This window comes from Enterococcus wangshanyuanii, from assembly GCF_002197645.1.
GTDB lineage: Bacteria > Bacillota > Bacilli > Lactobacillales > Enterococcaceae > Enterococcus_L > Enterococcus_L wangshanyuanii.
The window spans coordinates 132,223-152,243 of record NZ_CP021874.1 but is presented as its reverse complement, the minus strand read 5'-3'; the positions used below and the strand labels follow the sequence as shown (position 1 = coordinate 152,243).

Annotated in this window: 17 protein-coding genes and 1 other annotated feature; of the genes, 2 read left to right on the top strand and 15 right to left on the bottom strand. The window is 38.7% G+C overall.

The genetic code is table 11. The features are described 5' to 3' along the window. The 10 genes from CC204_RS00715 to CC204_RS00670 all read right to left on the bottom strand — a co-directional run bounded on the left by CC204_RS00715 (nt 1) and on the right by CC204_RS00670 (nt 10,956). The gene (locus tag CC204_RS00715; protein ID WP_157894217.1) at nt 1-1,365 is read right to left on the bottom strand and encodes an LXG domain-containing protein; all 1,365 of its coding nucleotides are present in this window, start codon (nt 1,363-1,365) and stop codon (nt 1-3) included. Further along, nucleotides 1,355-1,711: a DUF3958 family protein gene (locus CC204_RS00710; protein ID WP_088268351.1), complete on the bottom strand. Its 357-nt coding sequence runs from the start codon at nt 1,709-1,711 to the stop codon at nt 1,355-1,357. Before CC204_RS00710 ends, CC204_RS00715 begins: the two co-directional genes overlap by 11 nt. 60 nt (nt 1,712-1,771) lie before the next feature. After that, on the bottom strand, nt 1,772-2,056 hold the full coding sequence (locus CC204_RS00705; protein ID WP_088268350.1) for a TIGR04197 family type VII secretion effector: 285 nt from the start codon (nt 2,054-2,056) through the stop codon (nt 1,772-1,774). 265 nt (nt 2,057-2,321) lie between these two features. Continuing rightward, the gene (locus CC204_RS00700) at nt 2,322-3,602 is read right to left on the bottom strand and encodes a hypothetical protein (RefSeq protein WP_088268349.1); all 1,281 of its coding nucleotides are present in this window, start codon (nt 3,600-3,602) and stop codon (nt 2,322-2,324) included. A 132-nt stretch (nt 3,603-3,734) separates the two neighbouring features. Beyond that, nucleotides 3,735-4,499: a class I SAM-dependent methyltransferase gene (locus CC204_RS00695; protein ID WP_087639660.1), complete on the bottom strand. Its 765-nt coding sequence runs from the start codon at nt 4,497-4,499 to the stop codon at nt 3,735-3,737. 28 nt (nt 4,500-4,527) lie between these two features. Further along, nucleotides 4,528-5,115 (bottom strand): 3-isopropylmalate dehydratase small subunit, encoded by a 588-nt coding sequence (gene leuD, locus CC204_RS00690; protein WP_088268348.1) that lies wholly within the window; start codon nt 5,113-5,115, stop codon nt 4,528-4,530. Beyond that, nucleotides 5,115-6,491, bottom strand: coding sequence for a 3-isopropylmalate dehydratase large subunit (gene leuC, locus CC204_RS00685; protein ID WP_088268347.1), 1,377 nt, complete (start codon nt 6,489-6,491; stop codon nt 5,115-5,117). Before leuC ends, leuD begins: the two co-directional genes overlap by 1 nt. A gap of 1 nt (nt 6,492) precedes the next feature. Further along, nucleotides 6,493-7,539, bottom strand: coding sequence for a 3-isopropylmalate dehydrogenase (gene leuB, locus CC204_RS00680; protein ID WP_088268346.1), 1,047 nt, complete (start codon nt 7,537-7,539; stop codon nt 6,493-6,495). Next, a complete protein-coding gene (locus tag CC204_RS00675; RefSeq protein WP_088268345.1) occupies nt 7,539-9,056 on the bottom strand; it encodes a 2-isopropylmalate synthase in 1,518 nt (505 codons plus the stop codon). Before CC204_RS00675 ends, leuB begins: the two co-directional genes overlap by 1 nt. A gap of 619 nt (nt 9,057-9,675) precedes the next feature. After that, nucleotides 9,676-10,956 carry an O-acetylhomoserine aminocarboxypropyltransferase/cysteine synthase family protein gene (locus CC204_RS00670; protein ID WP_088268344.1) on the bottom strand — a complete coding sequence of 427 codons (1,281 nt, stop codon included), beginning with the start codon at nt 10,954-10,956 and terminating at the stop codon, nt 9,676-9,678. 665 nt (nt 10,957-11,621) lie between these two features. Further along, nucleotides 11,622-11,873 (bottom strand) — a binding site (T-box leader). Between the two features lie 151 nt (nt 11,874-12,024). Here CC204_RS00670 and CC204_RS00665 point away from each other — a divergent pair. Together CC204_RS00665 and CC204_RS21325 are read left to right on the top strand one after the other, a co-directional pair. Next, complete coding sequence (locus CC204_RS00665; RefSeq protein WP_088268343.1) at nt 12,025-12,381, top strand: hypothetical protein; 357 nt, start codon at nt 12,025-12,027, stop codon at nt 12,379-12,381. A gap of 32 nt (nt 12,382-12,413) precedes the next feature. After that, the gene (locus CC204_RS21325; RefSeq protein ID WP_087639653.1) at nt 12,414-12,575 is read left to right on the top strand and encodes a hypothetical protein; all 162 of its coding nucleotides are present in this window, start codon (nt 12,414-12,416) and stop codon (nt 12,573-12,575) included. Nucleotides 12,576-12,931: 356 nt separating this feature from the next. On the opposite strand, the gene CC204_RS00655 is transcribed toward CC204_RS21325, so the two are convergent. The 5 genes from CC204_RS00655 to CC204_RS00635 all read right to left on the bottom strand — a co-directional run bounded on the left by CC204_RS00655 (nt 12,932) and on the right by CC204_RS00635 (nt 20,008). Continuing rightward, on the bottom strand, nt 12,932-13,366 hold the full coding sequence (locus CC204_RS00655; protein ID WP_088268342.1) for a hypothetical protein: 435 nt from the start codon (nt 13,364-13,366) through the stop codon (nt 12,932-12,934). Nucleotides 13,367-13,510: 144 nt separating this feature from the next. Next, nucleotides 13,511-14,098 (bottom strand): ATP-dependent Clp protease proteolytic subunit, encoded by a 588-nt coding sequence (locus CC204_RS00650; RefSeq protein WP_088268341.1) that lies wholly within the window; start codon nt 14,096-14,098, stop codon nt 13,511-13,513. Nucleotides 14,099-14,265: 167 nt separating this feature from the next. Next, nucleotides 14,266-16,980, bottom strand: a complete 2,715-nt coding sequence (locus CC204_RS00645) for a cation-translocating P-type ATPase (protein WP_088268340.1) — start codon at nt 16,978-16,980, stop codon at nt 14,266-14,268. Between the two features lie 402 nt (nt 16,981-17,382). Further along, the gene (locus CC204_RS00640; protein WP_088268339.1) at nt 17,383-18,153 is read right to left on the bottom strand and encodes a tRNA 2-thiocytidine biosynthesis TtcA family protein; all 771 of its coding nucleotides are present in this window, start codon (nt 18,151-18,153) and stop codon (nt 17,383-17,385) included. Nucleotides 18,154-18,172: 19 nt separating this feature from the next. Continuing rightward, nucleotides 18,173-20,008, bottom strand: coding sequence for an LTA synthase family protein (locus CC204_RS00635; RefSeq protein ID WP_088268338.1), 1,836 nt, complete (start codon nt 20,006-20,008; stop codon nt 18,173-18,175). Nucleotides 20,009-20,021: the final 13 nt, after the last annotated feature.

Below are 20,021 nucleotides of genomic sequence, written 5' to 3'. Positions count from 1 at the left end.
TTACCACCCAAAACCAGATACAAGGTCGTTAAAACCTTTAGATATAGATTTTCCCATATTATCAAATCCTTTGCTTATATTTTTCATGCTTTTGTCGAAATTATTAGCCCATTCATCACTCATATCTTTTATTCCCATGAAATTATTGTCATACATTTTGTTTGCTAACCAACTACTTCCAACAGCAATTCCAGCAACAGCCCAACCAGCAGGATTACTACCTAAAAATGCTCCAACAGCCATTGTCGCTCCCGTAGTTATCCATGTAGCAGTAGCAGTTACAGCAACATTATGAGAAATTGCTTGACCTACACTGCTTCCTTGAGAAGTATCCGTTATCATGCCAATTGAGAATCCAACAACAGGTAATCCAATATTCTTTATCATTTGTCCTGCAGCATAAGAACTTGCTCCACTTAAGCTTGCATTCATTGATGCAGAATTAATATTAGCCAAACCAAATGCAGTAAATGAAGTACTTCCGTTAGTTAACATCCTTCCTAAAGCATCAAAATCGAGGAATTCTCCAGCAGATTCTAAAAGTGCATCTAGTTCTATTCCAGATAAATCATCAGCATATTTTCCAAAAGTTTCTTTCAATACTTCTGAAATTTTCTTAGGAAAAGTTACACCTTTATCTCTTTTTTGAATATCTGCCAAAATAAGTAAATCTTTTGAAGTTACCTTTTCTGGAAAAAGTTTTTTTATTCTATCTATTTCCTTTTTGTCAACTTTATCGCTAACTTTTTTCGCCCAATCCAAATCCTTCCCCTTCGGAATCGAAAAAGTGCCGCTCGCAGGATTAAAACTTGAATTTGCCTGTTGTAAGCCCTGTGACAGCGTTGAATAAAAGGCATTCACTTCAGAAAAGATAGCTTGTGATGAACCATTGAACGCAAGTAATTTTTCTAGTTTTTTCTCCAGATCACGTTTCGTTGTCTCCAGAGAATTGATGATTCTTTGATTTGCCTGCTCCAATGGATTCGTTCCTGTTGGTAATTTAGGTAAATTTCGATTGATGCTTTCCATATTCAGGATCGATGTATTTATTTGCTGGATTCGTCGCTCTAATTCTTCTGATTTTAAATCAATACTATCAACGTCAGATATATATCGATCCACAAATTTTTGACAGGCATCAGCTGTCATCTCTGCACCAACTTCAGCACCTTGAACCAAGGGTTGTATCACAGCTGAAAAAAATTCTTTCGCAGAGTCATAGCCTTTGCTTGATAGTTCACCTGCACCAATAAATTGCTGATTACTTTGCAGTAAAGAACTATACCCTTGTGCTAATTGATTACAGGCACTTTTAACACTCGATGCTTGACTACGCGCTTGCCCCAGGTACATATCAATACTCATGTGCATCCTCCATTTCTTCCTTTGATTTTAGCTCTTGCCAGTATAATTCTTCTTGTTTATCTTCTAGCGCTCTTGCTTGTTTTTTTATTTCTTGCTGTTGATCTTCTAAAAAGTCTTGGATTCCTCCGTTTTGCCAGTTGATTTCCTCTGACATCTCTTGATAAAGCATCCCTGTTTGACTTTGAGCAAACTCTTCTTGTAAGTCACTGAATAGTTGCTTTTGATAGAAAAAGTATTCTTCATAATTTTCTGCCGTTTGATTCATGTTTCGTTGTAAAGCTTCGATCTCATCTTTTTCACGTTCGATTTTTGTTTTTTCTAACTGGATTTCTTCAAGTTTAGACACCTTCTACTACTCCTTTCATCTAAAATTTTATGAAAAGGTACTGCTTATAAAATAGATATTTTACTGCAGCATTTGATTCGTTGAAATTTGAGAGATTTTTTGGTCAACCGCTTCAAATTCAGCAGCTACCGAACGAATATTGTTGCTTGCTTGAGTCACTGCTTGAACGAGCGATGTGTTAAATGTTGTCATCTGTGTGATTGCTTGTTGTGCGTTACTATTTCCCGATACTGTTGTTTGCGTATCTTTGGTAATGGACGAGCCTTGATTTAAAGAGCCCAAAGACGATGCAATGGATGTAGCAATGGCTTGTGCTACGCCTGAATCACTTTTGATATTTGACATTTTTTCTCCTCCTTATTCAAAAATGAAGTATATTCGACGACTGAAAAAATAAAATGGTCCCTAATCTCTGAATAATTACTTATCTTCTTAATTGTAATTCGAAACTAACTCTGTGTAAATATATAATTTTTAAATGTTTTATCCACTTAATTAAATGGTGGTTATGAAATACTTTCTTTTTACTTAAAACTGCTTGATCAGCGTATACAAAAACAGGTAATCTAGAAAATAACCATTTTCCAAATCACCTGTTTCTATAACTATTCTATTTTTCCACTCTTATCAAATCCACTACATCCCGCGGATTTCCTACATCTACTGTTACTACTCGAACATTATCCAAAATATCTTGTGTCAATGCTCTCACTTTTTCCGGATCATTCGCAACCTCCGCACCGATTTGCCAATGGCTTGGTACTGGATATACATTGATCGTCCCATTTCGATTACTTGTATAAACGATCTGTCCTTCAGCACTATAACCACCATAAAGCATAATAGCATCCGTTGGATATGTCACACTGCCTGCATCGTATGGATTGAGTGGTGTTCCCGCAGGAATCACCTTTGCATGAAGCTCCGATGGTTTCACGCCGATCAATGTCAACCACACACGAGCATATTCGATCTGGTCATCAGAATAGCCCAGGAGCATTTTGTCATCACCTGTTGCTTGTTCTACCGCTTTATTGGCATCTGCTTTGGCTTTTTCTAGTGCGTTATTGACTTCTTGCTCTGCCGCTTTTTGCTGCTGCGTCAATGCATTGATTTGTCCTTGCGTATCGATCATCGCTTTCATTAAAATCAATTTGGCTGTAAAGGTCGTTTTCAGCTCTTCGTTTTTGACCTTTTCGATTTCTTTGTTTAAAGTATCATAGTTGCTTTGCTGAACGGTTTCTTTAGGCACATTTCCATCAAATGACTCGTTGAGTAATTTTTTGATTTTTTCAACTTGATCGACTTGTTCCGTCGCATTTTTTAGAATCGATTCGATTGCGTCCTGCCATTTTCCTTTTAGCTCCTTGTTGTCTTTGAGTTCATCTGTGACTGTGGTGATTTTTTCTTTCGTCAAATCGACTGTGATCGGTAATTGATCTTTGACGTTATCGCCTTTCAGCGCTGGTTCTTTTGAGCTGAATAGTTCATTTGTCTTTGTTTGTATCTCTAATTTATCATTGGCTAAAGCTGTTTTTTTCTGTAGCTCTTGAATATTTGTTTCAGCTTTGTCGGCTGTGACTTTCTTGCCGTATTCACGTTTGATTTTTTCAATTTCTGTTTGTTTCTTTAACAACTTTTCTTTCGTTTCTTTGATCGTTGCAGGTTTGATTTCTTTGTTTAGAAATTCTTGTTCGTCCTCGTAAAGTAATGCAACATCTTTCGATAACTCACCATCTTTTGCTGTTGTTTTTTCGATGGCTGCGATTTCATTTTGCGAGGCGGTGATTTTTTTCTTTTCACTTGCTTGCTTTTGAAGTAAAACTGCACCGATGATCGCAAGAATCACCACGACTACACCGATCGAGATCCCCAAAACTTTCTTCTTCATTCCCCAAAACACTCCTGTCTTTCCAACTTTTCTTTTTTTGTTTCTATTGCTAGTTTAGCACATTTATTCGATCTGTCATTTAAAAGATGAGACAAAAAAAGAACTACTGAAAATCAATAGTCCTTCTTTTACTTATTTGCTTCTTTTTTCTGCTCGTTTAACTGCGTGGATCCTCAATCTGCGGTAATCGGCTTCCCAATGATCTTCTTTCCATAAAACAGGTTTTAACTTCTGATCCATGTTTTCGAGAACTATTTCTTTTTGTTCTAGGGTCAGTTCTGCTAACTCGTTCGGATAAAATTGTTCCATCCATTGACGTAACCCAAAAGCACCTTCTTTTAATGGTGTCGGTCGCTCATATTCTAAAATTTCGATGCGATCAAAATGGTTTTTTTCAAGTAATTTTTGATAGTCTTCGGATGAAGTAAAGCAAAACGGTTCCTCTAAAGAAATCTCATACGCAGCTAACTCTTCACGAAAAGCATCTCGAATGGCTTGAACATTGCCAACCGCACCAAATTCACAAATCAACTCACCACCATCAACCAATAGCTGATGAATATTTTGAAGCAAACGATCTTGATCTGGAATCCAATGAAAAACAGCGTTTGAAAAAGCAATGTCATAAGAGTCAAATCCTGTCACAGGATCTAAAATATCTCCCTTTATAAATGACAACTCTGGAAATTTATTCGTCGCTTGTGTGATCATTGCTTCGGATCGTTCAATGCCTGTTACGCTGTGACCTAATGCAGCAATTTGCTTAGTCAATTCTCCTGTACCGCTGCCAATATCGATCACTCGTTTTGGCTCCTTAGGTAATAATTCTAATAAACCAGCACCATATTTAAAGATAAAATCATGTGTGGTATTGTATTTTTTTGCATCCCAGTCCATCTGTCCCCTCTTTTCTCTACCGATGTACTTACTGCCAATAAGCAGGAATTTTCGCTTCATAAGCCGTGATTTCGTCAGCATGGCCCAAGCTAATGGCGATATCATCCAAGCCATTCACCAGCTTGTGCTTCCATGTGCCATCGATCTCAAATGTATACGTCGCATTAGGTGCTATGACTTGCTGGTTTGGCAGATCGATCGTGATCGTTTCATCTGCTTTCAGCTGTGCCAAAGCTGTTAATTCTTTCCGCTTTAAAACGATCGGCAGTAAGCCGTTTTTAGTCGCATTCATATAAAAGATATCGCTAAAGCTTCCGGCGACGATCGCTCTAAAACCATAATCTGCTAATGCCCAAGCCGCGTGTTCTCGGGATGATCCTGAGCCAAAGTTATCGCCGGAGATCAGAATCGTTGCTTCTTTATATTGCGGCTCGTTTAAGGTAAAGTCAGGATTTGGTGTACGATCTGGCAAATAACGCCATTCATCAAATAGAAATTCCCCAAATCCTGTTTTTTCGATGCGTTTCAGAAATGATTTTGGAATGATCTGATCTGTATCGATATTATCATTCATCAGCGGAACCGTGGTTCCTGTATGTTGTGTAAATGCCTCCATTATGCACCAAGCTCCTTTCGAATATCGACAAATGTTCCTTCAAGTGCAGCTGTTGCGGCCATTGCGGGGCTGCAAAGATGCGTTCTAGCCCCTTTTCCTTGACGGCCTTCAAAGTTTCGGTTTGAAGTGGAAGCACAGTGAACACCTGCTGGTACTTGATCAGGATTCATGCCCAAACACATTGAACAGCCTGGTTCACGCCATTCAAAGCCGGCTTCTGTGAAAATTTTATCCAAACCGATTTTTTCTGCCGCTTTTCGAACAGGTCTGGACCCTGGTACCACGATTGCTGTGATCCCCTCTTTGACTTTTTTACCTTTGACGATTCGAGCAGCCTCTTCCAAATCAGATAATCGACCATTCGTACAAGATCCGATAAACACATAGCCGATCTCAATATCAGATGGGCGTTGTCCCGGTTTAAGATCCATATAATTATAAGCACGTTCATCATTCATATCTTTGATTTCTGGGAAAGTCCCTGTAACTGGAATGCCCATTTCCGGGTTTGTGCCCCAAGTAATATATGGCACAAGTTCATCTGCATTCAATTCTAGATCCACATCGTACACAGCATCAGGATCGCTTGGCAGTTTTTTCCAATCCGCGATCGCTGCTTCCATATCTTCCGGCGCATATTCTCTACCGCGCACGTACTCAAAGGTTTTTTCATCCGGCGCCATCATCCCCATTTTCGCACCACCTTCGATCGCCATGTTACAAATCGTCATTCGTTCTTCCATTGTCAGGCTTTCGATCGTTTCGCCATAGAATTCAACAGCATAGCCGACACCGAAATCAACTCCGTATTTTGCGATCAACGCTAGGATGATATCTTTTGCATACACGCCTTTTGCTAATTTTCCTGTGATTTTCACGCCCATCGATTTGGGCTTATTTTGCCAAATACATTGTGTGGCAAAAACATGTTCGACTTCACTTGTCCCGATCCCAAAAGCTAATGCACCAAAAGCACCGTGTGTTGCGGTATGAGAATCACCACAAACGATCGTTTTTCCCGGCTGAGTCAAGCCAGTTTCCGGACCAATCATATGAACGATCCCTTGACGGTCGCTGCCGTTATCACATAGTGTGATGTCGAATTCGTCACAGTTTTTTTGAAGTGCTTCGATTTGTTTTTTTGCTACTAGGTCTGTGATATTGAAGATATCTTTTGTTGGAACATTATGATCCATCGTAGCAAATGTGCGATCTGGTCGACGGACTTTCCGCCCCGCTTCTCTCAATCCTTCAAATGCTTGCGGCGACGTCACTTCGTGAATCAAATGAAGATTGATATAAAGCAGCTGCGGTTCGCCTTCTTTCCCGCTGACCACATGTTGTTCCCAAAGCTTATCAAATAGTGTTTTTCCCATATTAAGCACCTCTCAATTCTGTTAATACCGCTTCTGTAAATTCAGTCGTAGTCGCTTTACCGCCAAGATCTGTTGTTAAAATCCCTTGATTCATGACACGGTCACAAGCAGCTTCGATTTTTAGCGCTGATCGTTCTAACCCAAATGACTGACGAAGCATCATCGCCGCAGATAAAATCATCGACATCGGATTGGCTTTATTTTGATTGGCAATATCTGGCGCTGATCCGTGAATCGGTTCATATAATGAAGGACCCGTTTCACTATGACTAGCACTTGGCATCATTCCTAGTGAACCAGGGATGACTGACGCTTCATCACTTAAAATATCGCCAAACAGATTCTCTGTCACGATCACATCAAATTGTTTTGGTCTTTGGATCATGACCATCGCCGCAGAGTCGACAAGCTGATGCTCCAACGTGCAATCCGGAAATTCTGCTGCCACTTCTTCCGCTGTTTGACGCCACAATTTACTGGTAGATAGTACATTGGCTTTATCAACAGAAGTTACTTTTTTATTTCTTGTACGAGCGATTTCAAACGCTTTGCGGATGATTCTTTGGATCTCTGCCTTTGAATAAGTACAAAGATCTGATGCTTCTGTGTCACCTAATTGTTTTTCGCCAAAATAGATACCGCCTGTCAACTCACGTACGACAACAAAGTCGACGCCGCGAACATTTTCTTCTTTTAATGGAGATAAATGAACCACTGCATCCGGCACAGAAATTGGACGAATATTGGCAAATAGTCCTAACGCTTTTCTTAATGCCAATAGCCCTTGTTCTGGACGTTTTGGAACGTTGTCCCATTTCGGTCCGCCGATCGCACCAAGCAAAATCGCATCTGCTTTTTTACAGGCTTCCAGCGTTTCTTCAGGCAGAGGATCTCCTTTTTGATCGATTCCAGCGCCGCCAAAAGCAAAACGCTCGATATCAAATTCTAAGTTCTCTTGAACCATGATCTCCTCTAAAATCGTTAACGCACTATCCATGATTTCTGCACCAATGCCGTCTCCCGGCAAGGCAATGATTTTTTTACTCATTAGGCTTTCCCCACTTCTTTTTGAAATTGTTCACTTGCTTTGACATACGCTTTTGCCGATGCTTGCAGTACGTCAAAATCGATACCGATGCCGTTATAATGTGTGTTTTCTTGATCGGCTAAGGTCACGTGGACTTCTGCTTGAGCATCTTCCCCGCCTGTGACTGATTTAATGTAATATTCTTTTAAATCTGGTTTTTGGCCGAAGATTTTATCGATCGAATTATAGATCGCTTGAATACTCCCTGAGCCGATCGCCGATTCTGTTTTTGCTTCTTCCCCTGTATCGATGGAAACAATTGCCCCTTGACTACCGTCAGAAACGTATTGCAACTGTACTCGCTCCAACCGATAAGTGTCATTTGATTCTTGGCTTTGACCGACCATCAACGCAATGAGGTCATCTTCTGTTACTTGTTTCTTTTTATCAGCAAGTGATTTAAATCGTTTGAAGGCATCTTTTAGTTCATCATCTGTTAGCTGGTAACCTAATGTCTCCATTTTAGCGGCAAAGGCATGACGCCCAGATAACTTACCAAGCGGCAATGAGTTTTCATTGACGCCAACCAATGATGGGGTGATGATTTCATACGTATCAGGATTTTTTAGCACACCATCCTGATGAATCCCTGATTCGTGTGCATAGGCATTCGCTCCGATAATCGCTTTATTTCTGGGTACAGCTACACCAGATAAACGGCTGACCAAATCACTGGTACGTTTCGTTTCATTTAATGTGATCATGCTTTCTGCCTGATAAAAGTCTTTTCTGATATACAAAGCCAAAGCTACTTCTTCAAGCGCAGTATTTCCTGCACGTTCACCAATGCCGTTCACTGTTCCTTCTACACGACGTGCGCCATTTTCGATCGCAGCAAGTGCATTGGCTGTCGCCATTCCTAAGTCATCATGACAATGGGAAGAAAAAATGATTTCTTGATCACTTTGGATATTCTCGATCAAAAACTTGAACAACGCGCCGTATTCGGAAGGATTAGAGTAACCAACTGTATCAGGAACATTGATGATCGTCGCACCAGCATCGATCGCTGTTTGAACTGCTTTTAATAGGAAGTCCTTTTCTGTTCGTGTGGCATCTTCCGGAGAAAATTGAACTTTGTCAAACTTGGTTTTGGCATAACTGACATGTTCTTTGATTGAACTGATCACTTCATCTGGTGTCATTTTCAGCTTATATTCCATATGAACAGGGCTTGTCGCTAAAAATACATGGATTTGCGGATGCTTAGCATGTTGAAGGGCTTCATGAGCGCGGTCGATATCCGCTTTTTGACAACGAGCTAACCCCGCAACCGTCATTTTTTCTACATTTTCTGCAATGGCTTTGACAGCTTCAAAATCACCCACAGAAGCGATCGGAAAGCCGGCTTCGATCGTATCTATTCCCCATTTTTCTAATTGTTTAGCAATTTGGACTTTTTCTTTTGTGTTGAAATTTACACCTGGCGTTTGTTCGCCATCCCGTAGTGTTGTGTCGAAGAATTGAATCTGTTTCATTTTTCATACATCCTTTCTGATAAATTGCCTCTTCATTTTTTAGTGTTAGTTTTTAGTTTGATACGTTCTTACTGAGTGGTTGTTTTTGCTTTTTTAACTTTGGCTACTTACTGATGGAAACTTCGCTCATTCTATTCGCCAAGTATTGTGTATCATCAGCTCTGCAAGCAATCGCTGTATCTTTGTACGAATGAAACTTCGCTCTCTTCGTTCGCCAAGTATTGCGCGACATCAGCTCTGCAAGCAATCGCTGTGTCTTGCAACAAAAAAGCATCCCACGATATGGGATGCTTGTCATCCCGTTCATGCAATGCGAAAACAGGACTCTCAACTTCTGATAGAAAAAGCAGCTTGTTTGCTCGCTTCTAAAAATCAGTGTGATGAGTCCTTCACTAATAATAAGAATGTAATTGTTGTAATTTTTTTGTTCATGATCGTCAACATCCTTTATTGTCAGAATTTTTGAATAATTCAAACTATAGTCATAAAGATACAGAACTTTTCTATCAAAGTCAATAGTTTTATGAGAATTTTTTTAAGAATCGACTATTCTACCTTATCTGCCTTTCTAAAAAACACTTGATACAAAAGGAAAAGCTTCTGTATCAAGTGTTTATGTTTAGATTTTCGCTAAAGCTTGTTCTAAGTCTGATAGAATATCCTCAACATTCTCGATACCGATCGATAAGCGAATCAATTCTGGAGAAGTTCCTGAGACCTTCAGTTCTTCTTCGCTTAATTGGGAATGTGTGGTTGATGCTGGATGGATGATCAATGATTTTGCATCACCGACATTTGCCAATAAAGAAAATAGTTCCACATGATTGATCAAGTTTTTCCCAGCTTCTGCTCCGCCTTTGACACCAAATGTAAAAATCGATCCCGCTCCTTTCGGCAAATACTTTTCAGCTAAGGTATGATATTTATTATCAGGCAATCCAGGATAGTTGACCCAATCGACTTTCGGATGTTTCACTAAGAATTCCGCGACTTTTTGAGCATTTTCTACATGACGTTCTAATCTCAAGGAAAGTGTTTCTAAGCCTAAAATCAGCAAGAAACTATTGAATGGCGAAATTGCGGCTCCTGTATCTCTTAGTAATGACACGCGTAAACGAGTAATAAAAGCTGCTGCACCAACATCCTTAGTATAAGACAAGCCATGATAACTTGGATCAGGATCGACCAATTTAGGAAATTTTCCATTCGCCCAATTGAATTTTCCGGAATCGATCACCACACCGCCTAAAGCAACACCATGTCCACCAATGAATTTCGTTGCCGAATAAACGACGATATCTGCACCGAAATCAAACGGACGATTTAGATAAGCGGTAGCAAAGGTATTATCGACGATCAGTGGTAACTCGTGCTTGTGAGCAATATCTGCGATTGCTTCAATGTCTGCAACATTCGTACTAGGATTTCCGATCGTTTCAACAAAAATCGCTTTCGTATTTTCTTTGATCGCTTCCTCAAAATTAGCCAATTCATCTGGATCAACAAAAGTTGTTGTGATGCCAAATTCAGGTAACGTATGGGCAAACAAATTGAAGGTTCCACCATAAAGAGTTGAAGCAGAGACAATATGATCACCGCTGCTGGCAAGGTTTTGAATGGCATAAGTGATTGCTGCTGTTCCTGACGCAACAGCTACAGCCCCCACACCACCTTCTAATTCATTCAACCGATCTTCTAATACAGCCGTCGTCGGATTGGTGATCCGTGTATAGATATTGCCAGCTTTTGATAAGGCAAATTTTTCTGCTGCATCTTGCGTATCATCAAATGTATAGGAGGTTGTTTGATAAATTGGTACCGCTCTAGAGTTCGTGTCTTTATCGGGGGTATGTCCTCCGTGAATTTGGATGGTTTCAAAGTGATAGTTTTGGTTTGTCATTATGCTTCATTCCTTTTCGTTTAATTTTAGTTGATTCTATTCGTTTGCTGCACATGTCACCTTCTTGCACAATGACCACCTCTTTCTGGATTGTCCTCATTGAAAAGAATTTCCATCGATTGTCAGATCTGTTAGTAGAAAATCCGACACCTGATACTTTAAATTTGGCACTTCGCTGTCTTTTGTGATTTTGACGCTCACAGAGAGTTATTCATTCTGATTTTTCTTTTTCAGCATCATTTATTGTTTTCGATTGATTTAGCTGAACTGGTTGTGGTCCTTTGACTTTCCATGATCAATTTAGAGGGGATTGGGTGATTCACTAGTAGGGTGACTTCGCTCTCTTTAATTGCCAAGTATTGTTCACCATCTACTCTTTGTTGGCTCTTTTTGGAGTTGTTCCCACTCTTTGGGGTTGGATTCTAGCGTTGGGTGATTCCTAGTATGGATACTTCGCTCCCTTTAGTCGCCAAGTACTGTTAATCATCTACTCTTCGTTGACTCTTTTTGGAATTGTTCTCCCTCTTTTAGATTGGATTCAAGCGTTGGGTGATTCCTAGTATGGACACTTCGCTCCCTTTGGTCGCCAAGTACTTTTCATCATCTACTCTGGCGTAGCCAGTCGTAGTGATGAAAAGCAAAAAGCCCTCCACCAGCCTATGCTAGTAAAGGGCGATGATCGCGGTACCACCTTTATTGGAAAATCATTTCCATCTCAAGCCAAACAATAAATCACTTTATGATTTGGTGCGTTGTTAACGGTAGCAGCCGTAAAAATCAGATTGATTTTTCCTCTCCAAGATCATTTTCGACAAATGTCCATTACTTTCTTCCACCATCCGAAAGCTCTCTCGCTTCAGCAAAAATCTTTGCTGAATAAATGTTTTTTTGTGTACTCTTCTTTTCAATGAGTTTTGATATTGAATCAATATTAGAACATACTCATTTATTTGTCAACATTTTTTCATATTAAATTTATTGATCAAAATTAATTAGGTTCAAATAAGGGTTCCTGTTTCTCTTTCTACTCATTTTTTATTATACTTAAATAAATTGGAGGTCGATCGAATGTCAGAACATATTGAAAAAGTGGATTTTCTTTTATCTTATTTGTCAGAAATCCATACAAAGAGCCTTTCTTTGTATGATCTAGTCACTAGCCGTCCACGGCCTGAAGAATCTCGTATTCTTTTGAATATCAATGAGGTTTTTACCTACTATCATAGTATCCGGATTTTTTATATTAGTAATGATGAGATTTCTTCCGATGCAGTTCAGCCCTTTTTTACTGCGTTTGAAGAGTTCTACTTTGAATTGAAACAAGTTTTTTTCCTTGAAGATGATAACAGCGCACTTCTTTATAGTAAGTTATCTGCGATGAAGGATGCTTTTGAGCAGTTGACGAATGATTTTAATGTTTTATAATAGAGAAGACAACAAATAAAGAAGGTGCACAAATGGATCAAAGCGAAGTATTGGATCGCTTGCGCGAGGAGTTGGAGATTCCATTTTTTAATGGATCGATCGAAGAACGTGAATACACAGAAGAAGAATATCAAAAAATCAAAGCTGATCTTGTTCAGTATTTTGATGACTATGTTCGAAATGTAGAAAATTGATAGAACTATTTCTTTAAAATTAAAAGATGGGATAAAACAAAAATGTTTTATCTCATCTTTTTTATGATTCATATATTTTTTTATTTTCATAAAATAACTTCCATTTTTTAAAAACAGTATAATACAAAAAATATTTTCTATATTATATTCTGGATTAAATGATAATACAATAAAAAAACCACCGGTCTAATTGACCGATGGAAAAGGAGTATTACTCAATAAGAGTAAAATGAAAAATAAAAAGGTTGTTGTTGGTATGAATATATAATACAACAAATTATTTTTATTGTCCACTAAAAATAACGTTAAAACGAAATTAAATACAATTTCTTTTTGTCAATATTTCCTTTATTTTTTTATTTTTTTAACAAAAGATTACTCATTCGAGTGATTGCAAATGAGATATCATCTGTTGCCTTATCTTGTTTTTCTTCAGAAGCGTTGAATAAGTCAACATCGATCCCTTTTTCTGGATCTAAAGAGAGAATCATTTCATTACAGCCAGCTAAATATTCAATATAAGAGCGTTCAAATTTTTTATGGATACCCATTACACGTGCTGGTGGACGTAATTGAGTAACTTTGCTCAGCATTGCTTCGTATTCTTTTGTTCCGTCTTGGAAAATACGTTGGATTTCAACAATGCGCTCTGGTGCTAACTCTGTTACTTTATCTTCGTCGATTGCCTTACGAACTTCTTCATAATAATCGTTCATTTTCTCGCCGACTTCTTCTGTTTCTTTCACAATATCATTGATATTCTGTACATAATAACCTAAATTTGGTTTCAAATTCTTTCCTACTTTCTTTTGATAGTCACCTAATTTTACACTTTTTCATAGGGTGATGACAAGAAGAATCTTTCAAAACAGCTTTTTTCTAATCATTTTGATAAAAAAACTGCAAGTCACTTGTACTTGCAGTTCGCTCTTATTTTACTTAATTTCATCGCTTGTATCGATGATCTTAGATACCATCCCATAATCTTTTGCTTCTTCAGCAGACATCCAGAAATTACGGTCTGTATCTTTGGCAATTTTCTCATAGGTTTGTCCAGTCGCAGCAGCGATCAAACGGTTCACACGTTCGCGCATGCGGATGATTTCTTTAGCTTCGATCTGAATTTCAGTACTTTGACCTTGAACACCGCCAGCTGGTTGATGGATCATATAGCGTGTGTTCGGCAAGCTGTATCTATTTTTCGCTTCAGCTGCTAGATAAATCGTAATCCCTGCACTTGCTACCCAGCCGGTTCCAACAACGATCACTTCAGGTTTCACGAATTTGATCATATCATGGATTGTATCTCCAGCTTCCACATGCCCACCTTGGCTATTAATAAAAATCTTGATTGGTTCATCGCCCATCGCTGCAAGCAAAAGCAATTGTGAAGTGACTTCTCTCGCTAAGTCTTGGTTGATTTCACCATAGATCAAAATCGTACGTTCTTCAAAAAGTTTTTTCATAAACGCATTTGGTTGTTGCTTTTCTTCTGTTTCTTCATTTTCATCTAAATAGTTCATAATGAATGACCTCCATATTTTAAAGCTAAATATCTATCTTTAATAATACCGTAATCTGAAAATTTGTCCACTTTTTTGACTTATTTTGACCTTAAATTTTTCTTTGAGTTACGATACTTAATGGTATAAAAAAAGATAGCCGAATGTTCGGCTATCTTTTTTTATTTTTATACCCCTTTACCCATTCTTCGTTGAACAAATTTTACAATCTCAACAATTGGGATAATCGCAAATGACGTTCCAGCAACGATTGCCCATTGGTATGCATCTAATGATGTTACGCTGAACAAATCATTGAATCCTGGAATCACGATCGTAGCCGCTAGTAATAAGAATGATACTAAGATCGCCCAGTTGAATGATTTGTTTCTGAACAAACCAACTTTGAAGATCGATTGGTAAATTGATTTTACGTTAAACGCGTGGAACAATTGGATCAATCCTAATGTTGCAAAAGCCATTGTTAACGCATCACCATGCTGTAAGTCATACAATGCTTGAGCAGTTAGATTTGGCATATTTGCCGCTGTATGTGCTGGGAACTCGATGGCCATCTTGTAAACGATCAATGTCAAGGCACCTTGTGCGATCCCTTGATAGATCACACTGCTCATTACACCGCCAGAGAAGAAGTTTGATTTCTTCCCACGAGGCGCATGACTCATCACATCACGTTCTGCAGGCTCGACTCCTAAAGCGATCGCTGGGAAGGTATCTGTTACTAAGTTGATCCACAATAAATGGACTGGTAACAAGGTATCCCAAGCAAGCATCGTTGCAATAAAGAGTGTCAAGACTTCCCCTAAGTTCGCTGAAAGTAGATACTGGATCGTTTTTTGGATATTAGAGAAGACTTTACGTCCTTCTTCAACTGCTACAATGATCGTAGAGAAGTTGTCATCCGCCAACACCATATCTGAAGCGCCTTTCGATACTTCTGTACCAGTGATCCCCATACCAATACCGATGTCAGCCGCTTTCAAAGCTGGTGCATCATTCACTCCATCACCTGTCATGGCTACCACTTTACCTTCTTGCTGCCATGCTTTAACGATACGAACTTTATGTTCAGGTGATACACGCGCATACACTGAATAATGTTCGACAACTTTTGCAAAAGCTTCATCAGATAACTCATTTAATTCAGCACCTGTGATGACTGCATCATCGTCGCCTTCTTTGATGATACCAAGACGAGCAGCGATTGCTTCAGCTGTATCTCTGTGGTCTCCTGTGATCATGATTGGACGAATGCCGGCTTCTTTGGCCACTTTAACTGCTTCTGCTGCTTCTTTACGTTCAGGGTCGATCATACCAACTAGACCAGCAAATACTAACCCTTGTTCAACAACCTCTGAGTCCATTTCAGCTGGAACTGCATCTACAAATTTATATGCCATACCTAAAACACGTAAGGCTTGTTTAGCCATTTTTGTATTGTTTGTTAAAATTTCTTTGCGTTCTTGATCATTTAAAGCTGTTGTTTGACCATTTAATAAAACTTGATCACAGCGTTTTAGTAATTCATCCGGCGCACCTTTGACTGCAACTAAGAATTTTCCATCAGCCAATTGGTGAACAGTTGTCATCAGTTTACGGTCAGAGTCAAATGGAATCTCAGCCACACGAGGTTCTGCTGCTACTTTTTCTGTGACATTAAAGCCGTGATCTAAACCGAATTGAACTAACGCTGTTTCTGTTGGATCTCCGATCAATGTACCATCTTGAGCAAATTTTGTGTCATTTGTATAGTTCATGATTTTTAAAGCCATATTGTCCAGCGCTACATCTTCTGTTGCAGCAGCGACTTTGTTATCTGTATATAACGCTTCAACAGTCATTTGGTTTAATGTCAACGTTCCTGTTTTATCTGAACAAATGATATCTGTACTACCTAATGTTTCAACGGCTGGAAGTTTACGCACGATTGCATTTTTCTTCGCCATTTTTTGTGTTCCTAACGCTAAGATGATCGTAACGATTGCTGGTAATCCTTCTGGAATCGCAGCAACAGCAAGTGAAATCGACGTTAATAACATATCGATCCATGTTCGACCGTTCATCATTCCAACAACAAACATAATTGCAGCGATCACTAAGATCGCGATCGTCAACATTTTACCTAATTGATTCAAGTTTTGTTTCAATGGTGTTTCTGTTTCTTGTTCGTTAGCTAGCATGCCGGCGATTTTACCGACCTCTGTATTCATACCAGTACCGACAACTACACCCATCCCACGGCCATACGTTACGTTGCTGTTCGAATAAGCCATATTGATACGATCGCCGATACCGATATCTTCTGGCGTACCTTCTAAAACAGTTGCTTCTTTTTCAACTGGAACTGATTCACCTGTCAAAGCTGCTTCTTCAATTTTCAAGCTAGCTGCTTCTAATAAACGTAAATCTGCCGGCACTACGTCGCCAGCTTCTAATAAGACGATATCTCCTGGTACTAATTCATCACTTTTGACTGTGATCACATGTCCATCACGACGAATGTTCGCATTTGGTGAAGACATTTCTTTTAGTGCTTCGATCGCTTGCTCTGCTTTGGCTTCTTGGATCACACCGAAGATCGCATTCAATACAACAACGAGTAAGATGATGATCGAATCCACGACATCATGTGAGAATACCGCTGAAATCACTGCAGCAAATAGTAATACGATGATCATAAAATCTTTAAATTGTTCAAAGAATTTTACGACGATCGATTTCTTTTTCCCTTCATCCAGAGCATTTGCTCCGTAACTCTCTAACCTTTTTTTAGCCTCTTGGTCCGTTAGACCTTCAGCAGTCGTACCCATTTTTTCCAGAACTGTTGCTTCCGGCTGAGTATAAAATGCTTCAGCTAATTGAACCTTTTTTTCTTCTGACATGTTCTTCCTCCTCTGTAATTTGCAGCTACTTACATCTATTTTACTTCATAATAGCGAAACGAACACGTATTAGACCCTCTAAAAGAGAAGCTAGTTCGTAGCAAAAACGAAAAAAAATAGACCTCTGTATGCTACCTAAATAGAACATACATAAGTCTCACTGATTAAGACAACACCAGAAATTTCTTTCGGAGTTGGTGATGTTGTCGCAGCTAATGCCGCCAGTTACTCCCTCATGAAATAATATGATGGTGATCTTTGAGGTACGATCGCCAATAATTATTGCTGAAATTAATTATACCTGTTCTTTTAGTGTTTTTCAAATGAAATCGTATTGATTTTCAGAAAAATTTTCAGAACAGGTATATTTTCACTAATTATAGAAACATACAGCAACAGAAACTATTTGAATAACTTCTCTTCAGAAACTGACATCGTTTTCGTCCAAAAGTTTTCCGTCACTCCTTGCTCCATCCCCATGATAAACTTCTCGCGAAGATCAGGATAGCTCTGTGATAAATTCGTGACGACCTGCTTGATTTCCTCGCGTTTAGTCTTCTTATCTACTGGGCAAGGATTGAAGATCACTGGTAACTCTTCTCTCTTAACAAAACGAATGATCTCTTTTTCTTCTATATAAAGTAGCGGACGAATCAGTGTGATATCTGTTTTAGACAAATAACTTCTCGGTTCAAAACTTGCCAGCTGCCCATGGAAAAAGAAGTTCATGAAATACGTTTCGATCGCATCATCTAAATGGTGTCCTAAAGCGACTTTATTACAACCTAATTCTTTTGCTCGATTATATAAGATACCTCGTCGTAATTTTGCACATAATGAACACGGAGAACGTTCTTCTCGAATATCAAAAACGACCTGAGCAATATTTGTAGGAACAACATCTAGTGTATAACCTAGCTCTTCAACAAATGCCTGCATCGGTGCAATATCCACATCAAAGCCCATCGCCAAAGTAATTGGTACGATTTCAAATTCAAAGCCTAAACGCTTTTGTTTGCTGATCATATCTAGAAAATACAATAAACTCGTGCTGTCTTTTCCACCACTCATCCCAATCGCCACTTTATCACCAGGCTGGATCATTTGATGATTCAAGATCGCTCGGCGAATTGGATTGTAGTAAACTTGATTATCTTTCTTTTTAAAGCTCATTTTATACTCCTTTTAAAGGTTAATCAAAAAAATCTTTTTTTAAGCTATATTGCTCGCCCGAAACGATGTCATACTGAATCATTCGATAATCTTCATAAAGCTCTTCTTGTTCTTTATTCAGTTTCAACGTCTTGTTCCAGTTCCCATTTGTATAATAGAAGCTTTTTTCAAATGCTGGTACTTGTTTTTCAAGTTGGCTTAGCAATTGATAAAAACCAGTCATCTGTAAATTACTTTGATCGAACAACGTTGGTGCGAAGTAAAAAAGACTTGAGATCGCATCCTGTGTTTTTTGTTCACGTAGTGATCCTTGCGTATCATACATCAGGAATTCTGTTTGATGCATCATTACCTCATCGTTCATTTCTTTGATTTCATCTGAATAGATACTTGGCAAATGATCGCCCCAAAAAACAACTAAGGTTCGTCGTTTGACATTTTTCAATTCCTCAGTAAATTCTTTCAATGCAGCACTGCTATAGGCAATATCCTGCATGTAGCTATCGATCGCTGTTTTATTTCCTTGCCCTTGAGATGAATACTCTATATTAGTATATTTATCACTGTAAGGCATATGAGTTTGCATCGTTACCAGATGGACAAATTGCGGTTGCTGATCGTCTTTTAGAAGATCAAGAACTTCTTTATACGCGGATTGGTCTGAAATGTAGGGATTGTTTTGCAGTTTTTCTTTATACTTCATCGTATCTTCACTAATAAACTGATCAAAACCTAACACGTTATAGACATCTTTACGCTTATACATTGAGGTATTGTATGGATGGATCGCTGTTGCTCGATAGTCCTGATTTTTCAACAAGGAAACAATCGACGGAACCTCATCCATTTTAGGTACTAACATGGTATACGGTGTCGTCATTTGCGGATTGAATAGCTCCATTGAGAAGCTGGTCAATGCTTCAAATTCGATATTGGCTGTTCCACCACCATAATTTTGAGACAGCATTTGGCCGCTATAGGTCTTATCCGCTACTTCATAATAATCTTTTAGTGGGTTCTTATTTGCGGTTACTCCTGCTAGATGTTGCGGATCAGAAAAGCTTTCGCTCATCACAAAAATAATGTTCGGTTGTTCTTCTTCAGCATCTTTTATTGCTGTGACTTGTTTGTTGTATTTCTCGGTGATTTCTGTGATCGTTTTTTTAGAGTAATTGTCTGGCTCATCCATCGCTTCGACTTTTAAATTAAATAAAAAGCCGCCTATAAAGCCTGTATTATAGTAATTCATTTTTTGGCTATACGGGATCCATAAAGCCGTTTTGTCATATTGCTTGCGTAAGAGATTATTTGGATTATTGAAATCACTGATATATACCAATAAGCCAATCGTGACGATCAAGCCGGTCACACGAACGATTTGCATTTTTTTCGATAATAAGCGACTTTTGTAGATTGCTCGACAAAAAAAGACTAGGGCGATCGCTGCAATCAGTACGATCACAATAAAAGGAACGGTTCCGATCATTTCTCTTAGCAGCCCGAATTCGGTGATCATTTTTAGATCATCAGGATAAATAGGCTCTGTCCGGTAAAACATCTTCTGATAATCTGCAAACCCTAAAATAGCGATCGTTATGGCATAAAGAACACTTCCTAGTAGAAAAGAGCCAGCTAGACTTATTAAGAATAGCAAGAATACCAGTAAAACCAAGCAGCCTAAGATAAATTTTTCTGTATGCCAAGAAAAGGCAAATTTTAGCATTAAATCCGTAGATAATTCATTTTGACACCATTGCAGATATAGATTGCTGATAACTACCAGCAGGAGCAGCCCGATCACGATCAGTGGATAGTGGACCGATTTTTTCTTGAATATTTGTATTTTTTTCTTCACAACGTTCTCCCTT

Excerpts from the sequence above, each read along its gene's own strand:
- CC204_RS00665 (WP_088268343.1), top strand. The coding sequence starts at position 12,025 with ATGTCAGAACATATTGAAAAAGTGGATTTTCTTTTATCTTATTTGTCA.
- CC204_RS00675 (WP_088268345.1), bottom strand. The coding sequence starts at position 9,056 with ATGAAACAGATTCAATTCTTCGACACAACACTACGGGATGGCGAACAA.
- CC204_RS00645 (WP_088268340.1), bottom strand. The coding sequence starts at position 16,980 with ATGTCAGAAGAAAAAAAGGTTCAATTAGCTGAAGCATTTTATACTCAG.
- CC204_RS21325 (WP_087639653.1), top strand. The coding sequence starts at position 12,414 with ATGGATCAAAGCGAAGTATTGGATCGCTTGCGCGAGGAGTTGGAGATT.
- CC204_RS00640 (WP_088268339.1), bottom strand. The coding sequence starts at position 18,153 with ATGAGCTTTAAAAAGAAAGATAATCAAGTTTACTACAATCCAATTCGC.
- CC204_RS00715 (WP_157894217.1), bottom strand. The coding sequence starts at position 1,365 with ATGAGTATTGATATGTACCTGGGGCAAGCGCGTAGTCAAGCATCGAGT.
- CC204_RS00695 (WP_087639660.1), bottom strand. The coding sequence starts at position 4,499 with ATGGACTGGGATGCAAAAAAATACAATACCACACATGATTTTATCTTT.
- CC204_RS00650 (WP_088268341.1), bottom strand. The coding sequence starts at position 14,098 with ATGAACTATTTAGATGAAAATGAAGAAACAGAAGAAAAGCAACAACCA.
- leuD (WP_088268348.1), bottom strand. The coding sequence starts at position 5,115 with ATGGAGGCATTTACACAACATACAGGAACCACGGTTCCGCTGATGAAT.
- CC204_RS00700 (WP_088268349.1), bottom strand. The coding sequence starts at position 3,602 with ATGAAGAAGAAAGTTTTGGGGATCTCGATCGGTGTAGTCGTGGTGATT.
- leuB (WP_088268346.1), bottom strand. The coding sequence starts at position 7,539 with ATGAGTAAAAAAATCATTGCCTTGCCGGGAGACGGCATTGGTGCAGAA.
- leuC (WP_088268347.1), bottom strand. The coding sequence starts at position 6,491 with ATGGGAAAAACACTATTTGATAAGCTTTGGGAACAACATGTGGTCAGC.
- CC204_RS00705 (WP_088268350.1), bottom strand. The coding sequence starts at position 2,056 with ATGTCAAATATCAAAAGTGATTCAGGCGTAGCACAAGCCATTGCTACA.
- CC204_RS00670 (WP_088268344.1), bottom strand. The coding sequence starts at position 10,956 with ATGACAAACCAAAACTATCACTTTGAAACCATCCAAATTCACGGAGGA.